Source organism: Vibrio sp. JZG10 (assembly GCF_054064075.1).
Genome location: NZ_JBSUGE010000020.1, coordinates 83,087 through 99,677, shown reverse-complemented (window position 1 = coordinate 99,677; position 16,591 = coordinate 83,087). Strand labels below are relative to the sequence as shown.

Here is a 16,591-nt window from a genome sequence, read left to right as displayed (position 1 = left end):
TGAAACCTAATTTGAAGCCGAAGCTTCTAATTGGATTATCATCAACGAGTGCCCACACAGATTGATAGGTCTATATTGTTAAAGAGCTTGCTTTGCGAGAAGTTTTCTCTCAAAGCGGAGGTGCATTCTAGCGATTTGGTTGTTAGTGTCAAACACTTTTTTCAACTAATTTTTTGTAGAAGCTTTTTACCTCTCCGACCCTGCTGAAGCCTTGTGGCGTCTGCCGTGTCGATGGATGCGCATTATAGGGAGAAGATTTTCTTTGGCAAGACTAAAAATACATTTTTTCTAAAAAAGCATGCCAAGTGGATACTTTCCATCCAACCTCAAAATTACCCCGAAATAACACTCAAGATTTCTACAGCTTACCCACAAAAATCTGTGGATAACTACTCATCACTATCGAAGAAGTAAGAAATGCGTGAACGCGGATTAAGATACTCTTTGATTTTCTCCGGCAATTTAGACGGATGAATCGCGTTAACTATCTTTATATCCTTTGATGCAAGATCAATGATTGGCGCCTGCGTCCTTGGCACTGATGGGTCGTAAACCAATACATTTGGGAATAATAGATGCGATGCATTCACTGAGATAACCAAGCCCACCATATTATTGGAAAGCTGAACCACAGTTCCTGGAGGAAACACGCCCATAAACTTAATCAGGATATTCAGGTTTTCTTCTTTATATAGGTGTTTACAGTTCTTATATAAATGAGAGAGTGCGGTATAAGGAATTTTTTGCTCTGAGACTATAGGTGTATGACACAAGTTATCAAATGCGTTAGCTACAGCAATAATTTGAGCAAACTCGTTGATCTCATCTCCTTTCAGACCTTTGGGATAGCCAGACCCATCTCTTAGTTCATGGTGCTGTGCAATCACAACTCTTGCAACTTCGGGAAAACCTTCTATTTGGCTCGCAAGGTCTACTCCATATTTGGTGTGCAACTTTAAGTAGTTAGTTTCTGGTTCCGTCAGCGGTGCTTGCTTTCTTAATATTGCGGTAGGAATTTTTATTTTCCCGATATCGTGGAATAGCGCTGAGAATGAAAGCTCTTTCAACTGCGCAGCTGAGTACCCCTTAGCACGGCCAATCATCATGGCGATAACAGCAACGTTCAACGAATGGAAATAAATATCTTCAAACTCATTTTTACCGTTCATCAGGTGTAGAGTGACATTATCATCACACATTAACTTCTCGACGATATCTTCAATAAGAAGCTTCGCTTCATCAACGGCAGCTGTTGGACGATTACGAATTTTCGTCATGACCGAGCGCATACGCGCAAGAGAGCGCTCAAACTCTTTTTCGCACTGGATAACGCGTCGACGATACGCACTTAACTTTTCTATGCGGTTTTGTTTTTCTTGCCAAAGTTTTTGAGTTTCATGATCTAGCGACGCTTCATTCGTTACTCTATCAGCTTGTATCTGGTCGACTGGAAGTGGTGCGGCATCACTTTGCTCTGGATTAAAGTAAACGAACTTTACACCGAGGTGACGGATCATCTCGACTTGTTCTTGATCTTTAATCTTAAAACTATTGAGTAGAAAAGGGTGATCGTTCCACTTTAGCGGAAGACGGATATGTAATCCGGGTTGAATACGATCGACCGTAAGTTTAATGGCTGCCACTTATTCACTACTGATTTACGTTGCCTAAGAGAGTTAGAATACTAGTAAATTTTGTGAATAAATTCATCAGTAAGTATCAAAACATCAGATGGTCATTTCTAATGACCCATTTAAAGAGCAAAAGCAAGCTACTTTAAGGTTCGATCTGCTTTGCGTATTTTAAGCAGAGCCTCGAACGTTGGCTTATCTATTATTTCTTGACCTTTGACTAATCCCATTAATGTTTGTACCGCTACACGGGCCATATCACTGATAGGAAAGTGCACTGCCGACACTGTAGGATAAAGGCTTTCACAAAGGTCGACACTGTCAAAGCTAGTTAAAGAGATTTGCTCCGGTACTGAAATATTGTGCTCGTGTAAGTACTGCATTGCACCGACCGTCATTTCCTCACTGCAAGAAAAGACTGCAGTAACTTCAGGGTGTCGTTGTAAAATTGCAGCCATTGCATCATAACCACTTTGCCGACCATAATTCCCTTCTTCACACCAGCTTTCGTCAATATCGATACCTGCGTCCTTCATCGCATCAACGTACCCAAGCTTTCTTAATAAACTATTATGACGTTGGGATGGACCGGTAATACAGGCGATTTTTCTATGACCACCAGCTAAAAGATGCTCGACGGCAATACGGCTTGCATGATGATGATTAAAAGTAACGCAACGCTCTTCTATTCCTTCAACATAGCGATCCAGAAGAACGAAAGGCGTAGGCTGTTTTGCTAATTCACGTAAATCATCATCTGACAAATAACGACTATGGAGGACATAGCCATCACAACGCAGATCATTAAAACGCTGAATGGCTTCCTTTTCACCTTCTGCAGAATGATGTCCTTGAGCGGTAATCAGAAACTTTTTATGAATATCCAGCTCAGTCTGAACCTGCTCCATCATCTCGCCAAAGAAGCCCCCCGTATAGTAAGTCACCAATAAGCCAACCATATTACTGGATGAGGTTGCGAGTGAACGAGCAATCGCACTCGGGCGATAATTCAGTTGCGCCATAGCTTGCTCTACTTTTTTTCGAGTTTCTTCGCGAAACTTCCCCTCCCCATTAATGATTCGAGAAACGGTAGAGCGATTTACACCGGCGAGTTCGGCGACATCTTTAATCCTTGCCATAATGCTATTGGGTCCAACTGCAATTGTTATTAAATATCCGTTTGTGTAGAACGGCTGCCAGCAATTCGTAAGGTGCTTATAGGGGGCGAAGCTGGCAGCCTTTAATCATACACCGACCATTTGATTGGTAGAAACGAGCTCAGAGTAATCCGTGACAGCTATACCATGTTGAGCTAACTGTTCTTTTAAAATGGGAGAGGTTAGAACTTGTAACTCTAGCTCTCGCTGAAGCGCATAACCACTATTTAAAATCAGCGCTTGATCGGCCTCTGCCGGGTGGCACATCACCTCAACCAAATCATAGTCTGTCTTTAGACTCAATAAATGCGCCATCAAACCATCTAAACTTACTTTTTGATCGTAAAACTCGTCAGTAAAGACATACCTTGTTGTCATCGATTCTTGACACAAGCCAGTGCCCCGCAGTGGCACTCGGTATTCACTCGCTACCTCTTTAATAACGGGCAAAATTTGAGGGTGAGTATGCGCGTGATGATGGCTATCTAAGTGGCTTAGCTCTAACCCAAGCGATAAAAAATGTTCCACCTGAGCTTTTGCTTCGTCATAAATGACCTGAGTTTCGAAGTCCTGCTTACCCCACAGTTCGTCGTATTTGATAAAATGCGCTCGACCGTTGGTCAAATTAGGGTGCCCAGTTAGAGGCACTCCCGCTGTAAACCTAAGATGAACGCCAATTCTCAAGTCTGGATTATGGCGAGCCAACTCTAAAGCATGTTTCTCAGCATCCATACCGACCATCATGGTGGTTGAATGAACAACACCTTGCTGATGAGCTTTTACGATGCCGTTATTTACACCTCTCGTTAAACCAAAATCATCAGCATTAAAAATGACTTTCATTGGCGCCCTTCCTTAGTACTACAACGTCGTTAGTTTAAATTGAGGTAAATACGGAGCGTTCACCGCTAAGATATCATCCAGAATTGACTTGGCACGACCAATGTCTGGCACCAATGGGTTGTTGGTTAATGCCATGAGCGCTTTGTCATAATTACCTTCAACAGCAGCGTCTATTGTCAACTGTTCATATGCTTTGACTTGATAGAGTAATCCTTTGATATTGTTTGACAGCTCACCAACCGCAAGAGGTTTCGCGCCCCAACTACCAATCACCGCACTACACTCAATCACAGCATCGTCGGGGAGGCCGTTAATCGCTCCGTTATTTAAGACGTTAACAACATGAATACTATTACGATTGTTATAAATTGAATCAACCAAGTTTAGTGATGCATCTGAATAATAAGCCCCACCCCGTTCTTCTAACTCTTTCGGCTTATGATCGAGATTAGGATCTTGATAGAGCTTGAATAGCGCATTTTCTGTTTCCATTACCTGCTCAGCACGAGTGCCCTTTTCACCCGCGCTTTGTTTCTCTTCAGCGAGCATAGCATCGGTTTGATAGAAATAACGATGGTAAGGACATGGTATCGCCCCCAGCGCTTTTAAAAATGCTGGATCCCACGGTTCTTCCCAGATGTTCTTCATGCTGAAGTTAGCACCATCACCGACTTTCTCTAATACCGTTTGAGTAATATCTTCTCCATTGAGCCATGCTTTGTGCACCCAAACGAGATGGTTTAATCCGGCAAACTCCAGTTGTAGCTCTTTTGGCTCGCACTCCATCATTTCTGCGATCATCATTTCCATCGAAACCGGCACATTACATAAACCAATACTCTTTACTTTGGTGTACTTACTGACAGCTTCAGAGACCAAACCCGCAGGGTTGGTGAAATTGAGCATCCATGCATTAGGTGCCAACTCTTCAATATCTTTACATATATCAAGAATAACCGGGATGGTTCGCAGTGCTTTAGCAAAACCACCAGGGCCTGTTGTTTCTTGGCCAATGACGTCGTATTTAATTGGAATTCGCTCGTCATTAGCACGAGCAGCAAGGCCACCCACACGGAACTGCGTCATCACAAAGTCCGCATCTTTTATCGCAGCACGACGATCAAAGTCTGCTTTTATTTCAATCTTTGCACCTGCTTTGTCAACCATTCGCTGCGCTAGACCTTTGATAATCTCAAGCTTCTCAGCTCCTGACTCAATGTCCACAAAATGAATCTTCTTAACGGGTAAATATTCTAAGCGCTTAATAACCCCTTCAACCAGTTCAGGGGTATAGCTACTACCACCGCCAATAATGGCAAGTTTGATCGCCTCTCTAGACATTTTTCTCCCCCTTATTTGTTCGAGATTTTTTTGTTCAGTGCAACGATTTCTACAGCCATTTCTTGAGCCAAAATCGTGGTCATTAAGTGATCTTGAGCATGTACCATCACTAACGTCATCGGGACTTTCCCTTCCCCCTGATCTTCCTCAATCAACTGAGTCTGAATTAAGTGGGCTTTGTTAATGCACTCTCTTGCTTGAGAGAGCTTCTCCTCAGCCGCATCAAAATCTTGTTCTCTAGATAAACGTAACGCCTCGTAGCTCAAACTTCTGGCTTCGCCAGCATTACAGATGATCTCCATCACAACCAATTCTTGTTCCATCATTTTCTCTCCGAAAATCGGGCCGCGGTAATTGCGGCCCATTAAGCACCGTTAAGCAGTAACACCTTCACCTGAAGGTTGCGCCTCATCCTTAGTTTCTTTCGTCGTTGGTAGTTCTTGCTCCAACATTTGCTTCTCAAACATTTTGAAGAATGGGAAGTAGATAATTAGATCAAGAATCAATAAACCAATGACGAGCAATACTGGAGCAAAGGTCCAACCGCTACCCCACGAAGCACCTATCAGTGCTGGTGTTGTCCAAGGCGTTGTAGCGACCCCCATACCCACAAAGCCGACATGCACAGCAAAGTACGCTATCGTAGCGTTGATGACTGGAGCGAAGACGAACGGGATAAACAAGGTCGGGTTCATCACAACTGGGCTACCGAAGATCACAGGTTCATTGATTTGGAAGAAGCCAGGCACCGCACTCATTCGACCAATACTCTTAAGGTGAACAGAACGGCTAAATGACATCAGCATAACAAGAGCAAGTGTTGCACCAGAGCCACCGATAAAGATGTAAAAATCCCAGAAAGGCTGAGTAAATACGTTTGGAATCGGTTCACCTGCAACAAAGGCTTCGATGTTGGCACCAATGTTGGTCAAGAAAATTGGAGAAAGCAGCCCCACAACAATTGCAGCACCATGGATACCCGCAAACCAAAGTAGTTGGCAAAGCAATAGAGCGCCAATAATGGCAGGCAATGAGTTAGACGCACTAATTAAAGGCTTAAAAACTGCCATGACCGCATCTGGAATCAACATGTCGTACTGGGTTTGCACGAAAAGGCTAAGTGGGTATAAGGTAATGAATATCGCTAAGACTGGTAACAGCACTTCAAATGATCGTGCAATCGCAGGTGGAACTTGCTCTGGCATGCGAATCGTAATGTTGTGCTTTTTCATAAAACGGTAGAGCTCTACCGAGAAGAATGCACACATCACTGCGGTGAAGATCCCTGTTCCTCCCATGTGTGACATAGACAACGCGCCATCTTTAGCAGGGGCCGCGATGAGTAAAAAAGACATCAGCGACAATACAGCACTCGTGATCCCATCCATCTTGTAAGCCTTAGCTAAGCTATAAGCAACGCCGAGCGAAACAAAAATGGTCATGATCCCCATCGACATGTTGTAGGGCATCATTATGGTATCAAAATGTGTGGTGGCGAAATCGAGCCAAATTCGACCAAAAGTAAAGGTCGTGTCTTCGGCAAATGGTGGGAATGCAAAAATCAAAATGAAACTACCGACAATAATAAACGGCATTGCAACTATAAAACCGTCTCTCATTGCTCGAACATGGGGCTGATTCCCCACTTTTGCTGCTATAGGGGCTATATGCTTTTCGACTGCGCCTATAATTGCGTCATAAAGCTTCATAGAATCCATCCTTATTTTAGGCAAAAGAATCCCGCATCAAATATTTATATTTGATGTACAGTTATCTTTTTTTAATTTAAAACTATGGTTTAGTTAATTAATTCTAATGCTTGCTCTAGTACTTCTTCTCCCTTCATCATTCCATAATGCTGAGGAGAAATCGCATCAATGTTTTTACCATGCTCTTGCGCCGTTTTTCTTAGCTCTTCTAGCTGAAAACGTACTTGAGGCCCGAGAAGACAAACATCGTACTCTTTAATTGCATCTTCAAATGCATTCACTGACATCGCATCAATTTTGCACTCAATTCCTTTATTTTCAGCAGCTTGCTCCATTTTTTTAACAAGCATACTGGTTGACATCCCTGCGCTACAGCATAAAAGGATCTTTTTCATAGCCTTACTCCCGTTGTGTAAATTTCAACCTGCAAAAACTGTAGCAAAAATAACCAAGACAAAAAAGCGCAACCGGTTGCATTATTCGTGAACACAATCCCAATTTAGAAAATACGACCTGTTTTTTAGTAATTATTTAGGTCTAGGATAAAAGTCAGGAAATAAATTAAGACACCACATTAGGTTTCAAATTATCAATATATTACTACTGACAACGTCGTTATTAATTTCTAAAAAGGAATAGAGAATGAAATTTAATAAATTGGCTATTGCAACGCTTGTAAGTGCTGCACTATCACAATACTCATTTGCTCAAACCGACTCTAAAGGCACCATTTATCTAACGTTTGATGATGGACCAATCAATGCTTCTATTGACGTTATTCAAGTACTTAACCAAGAAGATATCAAAGCGACGTTTTACTTTAATGCTTGGCACTTAGACGGAATTGGTGATGAGAATGAAGACCGTTCGCTAGAAGCTTTAAAGCTCGCATTAGACACTGGTCATATTGTCGCGAACCATAGTTACGATCATATGGTTCATAACTGCGTTGATGAGTTTGGACCTAATAGCGCAGCAGAATGTAATGCTACCGGCGACCACCAGCTTAACTCGTACCAAGATCCTGTTTACGATGCCTCAATGTTTACAGAAAACTTATCTGTTTTAGAAAAGTATCTGCCTAACATTACAAGCTACCCAAATTATAAGGCGACAGAGTTTGCAAGACTGCCCTACACCAACGGCTGGCGCGTGACTAAAGACTTCAAAGCCGATGGGTTGTGTGCAACGTCTGATGACTTTAAACCTTGGGAACCAGGCTACGTTTGTAATATCAACGACCCATCAAACAGTGTGAAAGCCTCAATTGCGGTACAAAACATTCTGGCTAATAAAGGCTATCAAACACATGGTTGGGATGTGGATTGGGCACCTGAAAACTGGGGGATAGCAATGCCAGCCAACAGTCTAACAGAGGCAGAACCTTTCCTAGGTTACGTAGATGCAGCATTGAACAACTGTGCTCCTACCACCATCAACCCTATCAATTCAAAAGCACAAGAGTTTCCATGTGGTACACCACTCCACGCAGACAAGGTCATTATTCTAACGCATGAGTTTTTGTTTGAAGACGGTAAGCGAGGAATGGGCGCAACCAAGAATTTACCTAAATTAGCGGAATTTATCCGACTAGCAAAACAAGCTGGCTATGTATTCGATACGATGGATAACTACACACCAAACTGGCAAGTTGGTCATAGCTACAACGCTGGCGACTACGTCCTACATTTAGGCACCGTTTACCAAGCAGTGACCAGCCATAACGCACAGCAGGACTGGGCACCTTCCCCAACCTCTAGCCTTTGGACCAATGCTGATCCGGCAACAAATTGGGAAGTGAATGTTTCATATAAAGAGGGAGATGTTGTGACGTACTCTGGCAAACGTTATCTCGTCAACGTGCCACACGTATCTCAAGCCGATTGGACACCTTACTCACAGAACACCTTGTTCACAGCTCTATAAGCTGTTCCCTACTATTATCATGTAGTAGCTTGCGCGAGGTAATCCCTCGCGCTTTTTTATTTTTAGAAAAGTAAAAATGGAAAGCAGTAAAGAGTGGACTGACTGGGCCTGGCATTCCTGACGCCACGCTGGATTTGAATTCACAAACCCTATGTACAACAAAGCCCCGACTTACGTCGAGGCTTTATCATATGAATTATGGTACCCGTGGGCAGAGTTGATTGGACAAGCACTCCTACCGCCACCGCAAAGGCAACGCTAACTTTCTTTTGATATTTACAAGCACCTAAAACGACGAAAGGCCGCTATAAAAGCGACCTTTCTATGTATGGTACCGGTGGGCGGACTTGAACCGCCACGCCCGAAGGCAACGGATTTTGAATCCGTCGTGTATACCAATTTCACCACACCGGCATCTTTGGGCTATTGCCCTTTGATGGTTGGCATTATACGGAAGCTTTTGACCTGCGCAAGCAGAAATACCTTAAATAACTATCGTTTGCTGATAATTTCGCCACAAAGTGTGACAAAGCTGTACTCATAAGAAACGTACGCTCCATTTGCTACTACTGATCCAGGTGAAAATGAGTATACGTAACTCTTTTTAAATTCTATTCACTGTAATATCAGAAACATAACCATTCCCAATGCTCGACAAAGCCGTATGGACCATCTCGGCAGCATCTTCCGCTTGCATGAAGTGACTCGTGTCCATCGTGTTGCCGCTTGTCTTCCAGAATTCCGTATCCATTCCACCAGGATAAACCGCGATAATTTTCATCGGCTTTCCTTTTAACTCCAAACGAACCGACTCGATTAATCCTTTGACAGCCCACTTCACAGCGCAATACGTAGACTCTTGCGCTTTTGGTTGTTGAGCGGCTGTGGACATGATCATGACCACTTTTATCGGTTGATCTTTGTAACGCTTTACTAACTCTCTTAACACATGAATCGCAGAATTCAGGTTATTATCAATCAGTTTTTGAATCTCTTCCGGCTCCTGCTCTTCCAGTTCGCCAAAATAACCACTTCCTGCACTATGAATGACCATTTCAGGCGGCTGTTTCATCCCATCAAATAGGTGTTTCACATCTTGATGCAGTGAGAGGTTGCAAGCTTGATATCCGACGTTATGAGAGAGTTGTTTAGCTAATGCGGATAGTTTTTCTGTGTTTCTTCCTATGATATACGTCTCTTTGTCTTCCGCATCATAACGCTTTGCCAGCTCTGCCCCTAAACCGCTACTTGCACCTGTAATTACAATCATGGCTACCTCTTTTCTATCACATACTTTTAATGTATCTATCAATTAAGGTAACAGAATCTTGGTAATTCACACCTCAAGAACACCGTTCTTTGAAGCAAGCGGCTTTCTTACTCTCATGATGCATGAAATTCCAAGTAGAACGAGGAAGATTTAACCTATGCTTAAGCAAGAATAACTTTCTGAATTTTCTATCGACTTTCGAGTAAGAACTGAATAGGAGCATGCGAATGACTGGGTCAAAATGGCAATGGTTACTGAAGCAAATGACGCGCAAATTGTGGGTTCGCACATCACTTTATGCCTTACTTGCTGTCGCCACCGCCCTAATATCCATTGTTTTAAACCAGTTCATTACTCTGCCTCCTGCAATCAACGTCAGTAAGGATTTGCTTAACAACATATTAAATATCCTCGCGACTTCCATGCTTGCGGTGACCACATTCTCGCTCAATATAATGGTCTCAGCGTACAGTGCCGCTAGTGCAGGGGTAACGCCACGGGCCACCAAACTGTTGATGGAAGACAGCACAACACAAAATGCTTTGGCGACCTTTCTTGGCTCTTTTCTATTTAGTTTGGTAGGCATTATCGCGCTAGGCATTGGCGCCTATCATCAACAAGCACAAATTTATCTGTTCATCGTGACCATCGCCGTAATCGTGATGATCATACTCACTCTGCTACGTTGGATTCAGCACCTTTCCGTACTAGGGAGGGTCAGTGAAACCACGTCATACGTGGAGCAAGCCTTGTTAGATGCGATAAGAAAACGGGGCAAAGAGCGTTGGCTAGGTGCTCATCCGTGGAGCCACCCAGAACATAAACCCAGAGGAAGTACACCTATTTTCAGCCAAGAAATTGGCTACTTACAGCATGTTGATATGCATCATCTCGATAGTATTGCCGAAGCAAACCAATGCACCATCTATCTTGAACGACAACCAGGAAGTTTTGTGTATGTGAGTCAACCATTGGCTTGGGTTTGCGGAGCGTTGCCAGACGAAAACGAAATAACGGCAGCCTTCACGATTCGAACGGAGCGTTCCTATGATCAAGATCCTCGTTTTGGATTAGTCGTCATGGCGGAGATCGCCTCACGAGCTCTCTCCCCCGCCGTGAATGATAACGGTACCGCGATTGATGTTCTTGGGCGTTCTGTACGAGCCCTTTCATTATGGGGAGAGTTACTCAGCGAACCTCCCACCAAGACTCGATACCCTAGACTATTTGTGCCCGCATTGAGCTGCCAAGATTTATTTGATGATGTCTTTTTGCCAATCGCGCACGATGGTGCAGCGCAACTCCAAATACAGATTCGCCTACAAAAAGCCTTGCTGGCTCTTTCTAGTATGCACCCCAAGTTGTTTTTATCACCTGCAACCAAGCTATCAGAAAAAGCTTTAGCGCTCTCCTTGAGCCAGCATTATACCGAAGATGAGAAACACCAACTCTCTCATCTGTCTAATCTAGTTACAGACCAAAAAGCTAATTGTTAGGCAAGTAAAATTCAGTTGAAATAGGTTACCGAAAGGCCTTGTACATCATGATATGTGTTCATAACACACAGCAGAAAAGTCACTTCGTTTATGCATAATTAAAGACTCTGTGCGTTAGGTCTCTTTTCTCTTGGTGAGGGAATCTATATTCTGACGCACAATTTTTAAGGTAAGTGATGGAATAATGACGACGTCTACAACTCTTCCACCTGCAGGTCTCTTTCGTCGACTTGCAGCGTTGATTTACGACACATTGATTATTATCGCAATCGAAATGATGGCCGCAGGTATTGTTATGGCCGTTGTATTTGCACTAAATGCAGCAGGGCTGTTGAGCTATGGCGAGTACGCAGATGCCGCTGATATGCTCGGAAAGCACCCTGTATTAAGCCCTCTGTTTACACTGTATCTTGCGGTTGTGTGGATATACTTCTTTGTCTTCTTCTGGACGCGAGCAGGACAAACACTTGGGATGCGCGCTTGGAAACTTCGAGTTCGCAATGCCAAAGACGGCGCGCCGATTACAGTCACTCAAGCCCTGATTCGTATTGCAACATCTGGCTTTGGTTTGGCAAACCTGACTGTACCGATTGATCCCAAGAAACGTGGGTTCCACGACATTTGGGCAAAAACAGAGGTTGTTGTGTTGCCTAAGGCAAACTAACTTATCCGGGAATACAAAAAAGGAAGGCATAATGCCTTCCTTTTACATTTAGTCCGATGAAACATGGTTTATTCGGTGATACTTCAGCTACAGCTTTCTTCTCAGCAGCGCAATCGCAATCGCTAAGAACACCAGGCTCGGGGCCAATGCACCAAACACAGGGGATATGCCATACACCAAGCTTAATGGGCCAAAGAACTCACTGGATATATAAAAAGTAAACCCGGCAACCACGCCCGACAATACCCTTGCCCCCATGGTCACACTTCTGAGTGGACCGAAAACAAACGATAGCGCCATCAACATCATCACGGCAATTGAAAGCGGCTGTGTCAACTTACGCCAAAACGCCAATTCATAGCGAGACGCATCTTGCTCTGAAGCTTTCAGATAGGTCACGTAATCATACAAACCGCTCAATGATAACTCTTCAGGCTTTACCGTCACCACAGCTAGCTTATCTGGAGCCAATGACGTATGCCATTCCATCTGTTCGATGTCTTGCTTCGAAATCACGTTTTCATTTTTCATATCCGTGATTTGTACGTCGCGCATCAACCAATTGTTATCTTGTTGATAGTCGACCTCTTCAGCAAAGATAACCTTTTGTAGATTCTTATCATCATCAAAACGCCACATATTTAAAGCATAAAGCTTGTCGTCTTCGACTTTACCTATAAAGATAAAGTCGTTTGCGTCACGAGCCCAAACTCCAGAACGAACTGAGACAATACTACCTCCCGATATCGCAAACGCACGTAAGTCACGCGCCATCTTTTGTGCTTCTGGAGCGCCCCATTGCCCTAACGTCATAACGATAAGCATAAGTGGCACCGCCGTTTTGAGCACGGATAACCCGATATCCAACTTTGAGAAACCAGCAGCTTGCATCACCACCAGCTCAGAGCTTGACGCCAACATACCCAAACCAATAAGGGCACCGAGTAATGCTGCCATTGGGAAGAACATTTCGATATCACGCGGCACACTGAGCAACACAAAGTACAACGCATGAGTGAGGTCATACACGCCTCGCCCTACTTTACGTAGCTGTTCTACATATTTAATGATGCCCGATAAGCCAACAAACGTCGCTAAAACCAAGGCAGTGGTAGAGATGATGGTTCTACCGATGTAAAGGTCTAAGATTTTGAACACAGCTTACGCGAGCCTCTTCTTACGGAATTTGTCTTTTATTCGTCGAGCAGCAACGCTGTCCATCATATTGGCCATGATTGCGACAATCAGTAACATCGCATTAATTGGCCACATGCCGATTGCCGCCGGAATGTCACCATCTTCTAATGCAGATTTTGTTGCACTAATCGCCAGGAAATACGCTAGATAAATAAGAATCGCGGGCCCCATTTTGGCAAATCGTCCCTGACGCGGATTCACCGCCGACAAAGGAATAACCAGCATCGTTAAGAGTGGAATACACACAAATAACGAAATTCGCCATTGCAGCTCTGCTTGCGCTTCTGGGTCTGGGTGTCCGATCAAATCAACCGTTGGGTACGCTTCCCAATCTCGCCCTTTCTTTTTGACCTCACGCTGGCCGATAACGCCTTCGTATTCATCGAATTTTGTGATCATATATTCAACGCGAGTAGGCACACCTTCATAACGCGTGCCTTCTTTCATGGTGATGACCTGACGGCCGTCCGACAGTTCTTTTACTTCACCAGAGGACGAGAACATCACACTCGGCAATACTGAATCTCTCGGGCGCATCTGCGCGACAAAAACGTTGCTCAATGTATTGTCTTTAATGTCATCAATGAACACAACCGATGAACCATCTGGCGTGCCTTGGAATTGCCCTTTCTTTAGCAAGTCAACGCTGTTTTCTGCCGCCACTTGTTCATAAAGTTGCTCTACACGGTCTTGAGACCACGGCGATAACCACAATGCATTAAAAGCCGCCACAGCAGAAGTAATCAGCGCTAAGTACAAGGCCGCTTGTACCAAGAATTTGTTACCAATACCTGTCGCGTTCATCACGACAATTTCGCTCTCTGCATACAGACGACCAAATGTGATCAATATGCCGATATACAGACTTAAAGGCAGCATTAATAGACCCATTGCTGGCATATTCAAACCAACAATCGAGAAAATCAATCCAGCAGGAATATCCCCATCAGAAGCATCAGCAAGAACACTTATGAATTTCTGGCTTACAAACACCAAAAAAAGTACGAAAAAAATCGCAAATTGGCTCTTGAGTGTTTCGCGGATCAAATATCTAACAATAATCACGCTGAAATTACCTATACAAAACTTGTTTTTTTGGTCGAATCACTATAGTTTCCCGTTGAACCATTTATTTTTTTAAAAATTATAAACTAGATGTTAGTCGCTTAATCAGCTCTGCATGTAAGCCTGGAGCTAAAATTCAACAAGTAAGCGATCATTATCTAACATTTAGAGCAATTTGTCTTCAGGATGTAGGAGTACGCATGGAGTTCAGTGTAAAAAGTGGCAGTCCAGAGAAACAACGTAGCGCATGTATCGTTGTTGGTGTGTTTGAACCACGTCGCCTTTCTCCAGTAGCCGAACAACTTGATAAAATCAGTGACGGTTACATCAGTTCACTACTTCGCCGTGGTGATCTAGAGGGTAAACCTGGTCAGATGCTGCTACTGCATCAAGTACCAGGTGTTTTGTCAGAGCGCGTTTTACTTGTCGGTTGCGGCAAAGAACGTGAACTTGGCGAGCGCCAGTACAAGGAAATCATTCAAAAGACGATCAGCACACTTAACGAGACAGGCTCAATGGAAGCGGTATGTTTCCTAACTGAACTGCATGTTAAGGGTCGCGATACATACTGGAAAGTACGCCAGGCTGTAGAAGCGACTAAAGATGGTCTATACACATTTAATCAATTCAAGAGCGTTAAACCTGAGACTCGCCGCCCACTGCGCAAGCTTGTTTTCAACGTACCAACGCGTCGTGAATTAAACTTGGGTGAAAAAGCAATCACTCATGGTCTCGCTATCGCATCAGGTGTCAAAGCCTCAAAAGACCTTGGCAACATGCCGCCAAACGTAGCTAATCCAGCTTACCTTGCTTCTCAAGCTCGTCGTCTAGCGGACGATTACGAAACCGTAACCACCAAAATTATTGGTGAGCAAGAGATGGAAAAACTGGGTATGACCTCTTACCTAGCAGTAGGTCGTGGTTCTAAAAACGAATCTATGATGTCTATCATCGAGTACAAAGGTAACCCTGACTCAGATGCAAAACCTATTGTGCTAGTAGGTAAAGGTCTAACCTTCGATTCAGGCGGTATCTCTCTAAAACCGGGCGAAGGTATGGATGAGATGAAGTACGACATGTGTGGTGCGGCATCGGTATTCGGTACAATGAAAGCGCTAGCGAAGCTAAACCTACCAATTAACGTTATTGGTGTTCTAGCAGGCTGTGAAAACATGCCAGGCAGCAACGCTTACCGTCCAGGTGATATCCTAACGACCATGTCTGGTCAAACTGTAGAAGTTCTGAACACGGATGCGGAAGGTCGTCTTGTTCTTTGTGACGCACTGACTTACGTAGAGCGTTTCGAACCAGACTGCGTGGTTGACGTTGCAACCCTAACTGGTGCTTGTGTTATCGCACTAGGCCACCACATCAGTGGCGTTATCTCTAACCACAATCCTCTTTCTCATGAGCTAGTTAACGCTTCAGAGCAAGCGAGTGACCGTGCATGGCGTCTACCAATGGCAGATGAGTACCACGAGCAGTTAAAGAGCCCGTTTGCGGATATGGCAAACATTGGTGGCCGTCCTGCTGGTACTATCACTGCGGGTTGCTTCTTGTCTAAGTTTGCTAAAAAGTACAATTGGGCACACGTCGATATCGCAGGTACTGCGTGGAAATCAGGCGCAGCGAAAGGCTCAACGGGCCGTCCTGTCTCAATGCTTGTCCAATTCCTTTTGAACCGCAGCGGCCAAGAGACAGAAGAGTAATTTCTGAACAAAATCTAAAAGGGCCGCAAGGCCCTTTTTTATTATCCTAATTTTCTAAAATGAAAGTGGGACTTAAGATGGTCTTAGGAAGAGACCCAAGGCAAGTGAGAGAATGATGCAAACTGCAACCTTCTACATCATTAACGAAGAGAGCCCGCAAGCAACGGTGGCTGGCTTTGAAGAGTACATTGTGTTTTTGGCGCAGCACTTTGCCCGCCAAGGCGCTAAAGTGTATTTAAACTGCCAAGACAAACCACACGCCGAGCAGCTCGCTGAAGCCTTTTGGCAAGTTGATGCAGACAAGTTCATGGCACATAACCTCGTAGGCGAGGGACCGAAATACGCCACCAATATTGAGATCGGCCATAACGGTGTAAAGCCGTCTTGGAATCGTCAATTGGTAATTAATTTGGCGGAAAATGAGACAACCTTTGCGAACAAGTTTGCTCAAGTGGTAGACTTCGTGCCCTGCGAAGAAAAAGCTAAACAACTCGCAAGAGAAAGATATAAAATTTACCGTCAAGCAGGTTACCAGCTGCAAACGATCGAAATTCAATATCCTTAACGGTCAATCCTTATAGTT

General features: G+C 44.0%; 15 protein-coding genes and 1 tRNA gene. 5 read left to right on the top strand and 11 right to left on the bottom strand.

Features of this window, described 5'->3' with window-relative positions; genetic code table 11:
* Positions 1-389: 389 nt before the first annotated feature.
* From ACWYVB_RS19550 to ACWYVB_RS19520, 7 genes are all read right to left on the bottom strand, one after another.
* Positions 390-1,643: an HD-GYP domain-containing protein gene (locus ACWYVB_RS19550; RefSeq protein ID WP_012841389.1), complete on the bottom strand. Its 1,254-nt coding sequence runs from the start codon at positions 1,641-1,643 to the stop codon at positions 390-392.
* Between the two features lie 128 nt (positions 1,644-1,771).
* Positions 1,772-2,770, bottom strand: coding sequence for a LacI family DNA-binding transcriptional regulator (locus ACWYVB_RS19545; protein WP_395222542.1), 999 nt, complete (start codon positions 2,768-2,770; stop codon positions 1,772-1,774).
* 105 nt (positions 2,771-2,875) lie between these two features.
* Positions 2,876-3,631 (bottom strand): chitin disaccharide deacetylase, encoded by a 756-nt coding sequence (gene chbG, locus ACWYVB_RS19540; protein ID WP_395222541.1) that lies wholly within the window; start codon positions 3,629-3,631, stop codon positions 2,876-2,878.
* Between the two features lie 18 nt (positions 3,632-3,649).
* Entirely contained in the window at positions 3,650-4,972 is a 1,323-nt protein-coding gene (locus tag ACWYVB_RS19535; protein ID WP_005397437.1) for a 6-phospho-beta-glucosidase, read from the bottom strand.
* Between the two features lie 11 nt (positions 4,973-4,983).
* Positions 4,984-5,295: a PTS lactose/cellobiose transporter subunit IIA gene (locus ACWYVB_RS19530; RefSeq protein WP_031780628.1), complete on the bottom strand. Its 312-nt coding sequence runs from the start codon at positions 5,293-5,295 to the stop codon at positions 4,984-4,986.
* Between the two features lie 51 nt (positions 5,296-5,346).
* Complete coding sequence (locus ACWYVB_RS19525) at positions 5,347-6,681, bottom strand: PTS sugar transporter subunit IIC (RefSeq protein WP_005397441.1); 1,335 nt, start codon at positions 6,679-6,681, stop codon at positions 5,347-5,349.
* An 89-nt stretch (positions 6,682-6,770) separates the two neighbouring features.
* On the bottom strand, positions 6,771-7,076 hold the full coding sequence (locus tag ACWYVB_RS19520) for a PTS sugar transporter subunit IIB (RefSeq protein ID WP_025767645.1): 306 nt from the start codon (positions 7,074-7,076) through the stop codon (positions 6,771-6,773).
* Between the two features lie 247 nt (positions 7,077-7,323).
* Between ACWYVB_RS19520 and ACWYVB_RS19515 the strand changes: the two genes are divergently transcribed.
* Positions 7,324-8,607 (top strand): carbohydrate-binding protein, encoded by a 1,284-nt coding sequence (locus tag ACWYVB_RS19515; RefSeq protein WP_395222540.1) that lies wholly within the window; start codon positions 7,324-7,326, stop codon positions 8,605-8,607.
* A 329-nt stretch (positions 8,608-8,936) separates the two neighbouring features.
* Here ACWYVB_RS19515 and ACWYVB_RS19510 read toward each other — a convergent pair.
* Together ACWYVB_RS19510 and ACWYVB_RS19505 are read right to left on the bottom strand one after the other, a co-directional pair.
* Positions 8,937-9,021: transfer RNA gene (locus tag ACWYVB_RS19510), tRNA-Leu, on the bottom strand.
* A 190-nt stretch (positions 9,022-9,211) separates the two neighbouring features.
* Positions 9,212-9,877 carry an SDR family NAD(P)-dependent oxidoreductase gene (locus ACWYVB_RS19505; RefSeq protein ID WP_395222539.1) on the bottom strand — a complete coding sequence of 222 codons (666 nt, stop codon included), beginning with the start codon at positions 9,875-9,877 and terminating at the stop codon, positions 9,212-9,214.
* 227 nt (positions 9,878-10,104) lie between these two features.
* Here ACWYVB_RS19505 and ACWYVB_RS19500 point away from each other — a divergent pair, with 227 nt between their 5' ends.
* Positions 10,105-11,373 carry a DUF2254 domain-containing protein gene (locus tag ACWYVB_RS19500; RefSeq protein ID WP_395222538.1) on the top strand — a complete coding sequence of 423 codons (1,269 nt, stop codon included), beginning with the start codon at positions 10,105-10,107 and terminating at the stop codon, positions 11,371-11,373.
* Between the two features lie 184 nt (positions 11,374-11,557).
* Positions 11,558-12,037, top strand: a complete 480-nt coding sequence (locus ACWYVB_RS19495) for an RDD family protein (RefSeq protein WP_005397453.1) — start codon at positions 11,558-11,560, stop codon at positions 12,035-12,037.
* Between the two features lie 87 nt (positions 12,038-12,124).
* Here ACWYVB_RS19495 and lptG read toward each other — a convergent pair whose 3' ends face one another.
* A complete protein-coding gene (lptG, locus tag ACWYVB_RS19490; RefSeq protein WP_046873614.1) occupies positions 12,125-13,195 on the bottom strand; it encodes an LPS export ABC transporter permease LptG in 1,071 nt (356 codons plus the stop codon).
* Positions 13,196-13,198: 3 nt separating this feature from the next.
* Positions 13,199-14,299, bottom strand: coding sequence for an LPS export ABC transporter permease LptF (gene lptF, locus ACWYVB_RS19485; RefSeq protein WP_006742363.1), 1,101 nt, complete (start codon positions 14,297-14,299; stop codon positions 13,199-13,201).
* 200 nt (positions 14,300-14,499) lie between these two features.
* Between lptF and pepA the strand changes: the two genes are divergently transcribed.
* A complete protein-coding gene (pepA, locus tag ACWYVB_RS19480; RefSeq protein ID WP_005397459.1) occupies positions 14,500-16,008 on the top strand; it encodes a leucyl aminopeptidase in 1,509 nt (502 codons plus the stop codon).
* Between the two features lie 115 nt (positions 16,009-16,123).
* Complete coding sequence (locus ACWYVB_RS19475; protein WP_046873623.1) at positions 16,124-16,573, top strand: DNA polymerase III subunit chi; 450 nt, start codon at positions 16,124-16,126, stop codon at positions 16,571-16,573.
* The last annotated feature ends 18 nt before the right edge of the window (positions 16,574-16,591 follow it).

Excerpts from the sequence above, each read along its gene's own strand:
- chbG (WP_395222541.1), bottom strand. The coding sequence starts at position 3,631 with ATGAAAGTCATTTTTAATGCTGATGATTTTGGTTTAACGAGAGGTGTA.
- ACWYVB_RS19525 (WP_005397441.1), bottom strand. The coding sequence starts at position 6,681 with ATGAAGCTTTATGACGCAATTATAGGCGCAGTCGAAAAGCATATAGCC.
- pepA (WP_005397459.1), top strand. The coding sequence starts at position 14,500 with ATGGAGTTCAGTGTAAAAAGTGGCAGTCCAGAGAAACAACGTAGCGCA.
- ACWYVB_RS19475 (WP_046873623.1), top strand. The coding sequence starts at position 16,124 with ATGCAAACTGCAACCTTCTACATCATTAACGAAGAGAGCCCGCAAGCA.
- ACWYVB_RS19500 (WP_395222538.1), top strand. The coding sequence starts at position 10,105 with ATGACTGGGTCAAAATGGCAATGGTTACTGAAGCAAATGACGCGCAAA.
- ACWYVB_RS19495 (WP_005397453.1), top strand. The coding sequence starts at position 11,558 with ATGACGACGTCTACAACTCTTCCACCTGCAGGTCTCTTTCGTCGACTT.
- ACWYVB_RS19515 (WP_395222540.1), top strand. The coding sequence starts at position 7,324 with ATGAAATTTAATAAATTGGCTATTGCAACGCTTGTAAGTGCTGCACTA.
- ACWYVB_RS19530 (WP_031780628.1), bottom strand. The coding sequence starts at position 5,295 with ATGGAACAAGAATTGGTTGTGATGGAGATCATCTGTAATGCTGGCGAA.
- ACWYVB_RS19520 (WP_025767645.1), bottom strand. The coding sequence starts at position 7,076 with ATGAAAAAGATCCTTTTATGCTGTAGCGCAGGGATGTCAACCAGTATG.
- ACWYVB_RS19505 (WP_395222539.1), bottom strand. The coding sequence starts at position 9,877 with ATGATTGTAATTACAGGTGCAAGTAGCGGTTTAGGGGCAGAGCTGGCA.
- ACWYVB_RS19545 (WP_395222542.1), bottom strand. The coding sequence starts at position 2,770 with ATGGCAAGGATTAAAGATGTCGCCGAACTCGCCGGTGTAAATCGCTCT.
- ACWYVB_RS19535 (WP_005397437.1), bottom strand. The coding sequence starts at position 4,972 with ATGTCTAGAGAGGCGATCAAACTTGCCATTATTGGCGGTGGTAGTAGC.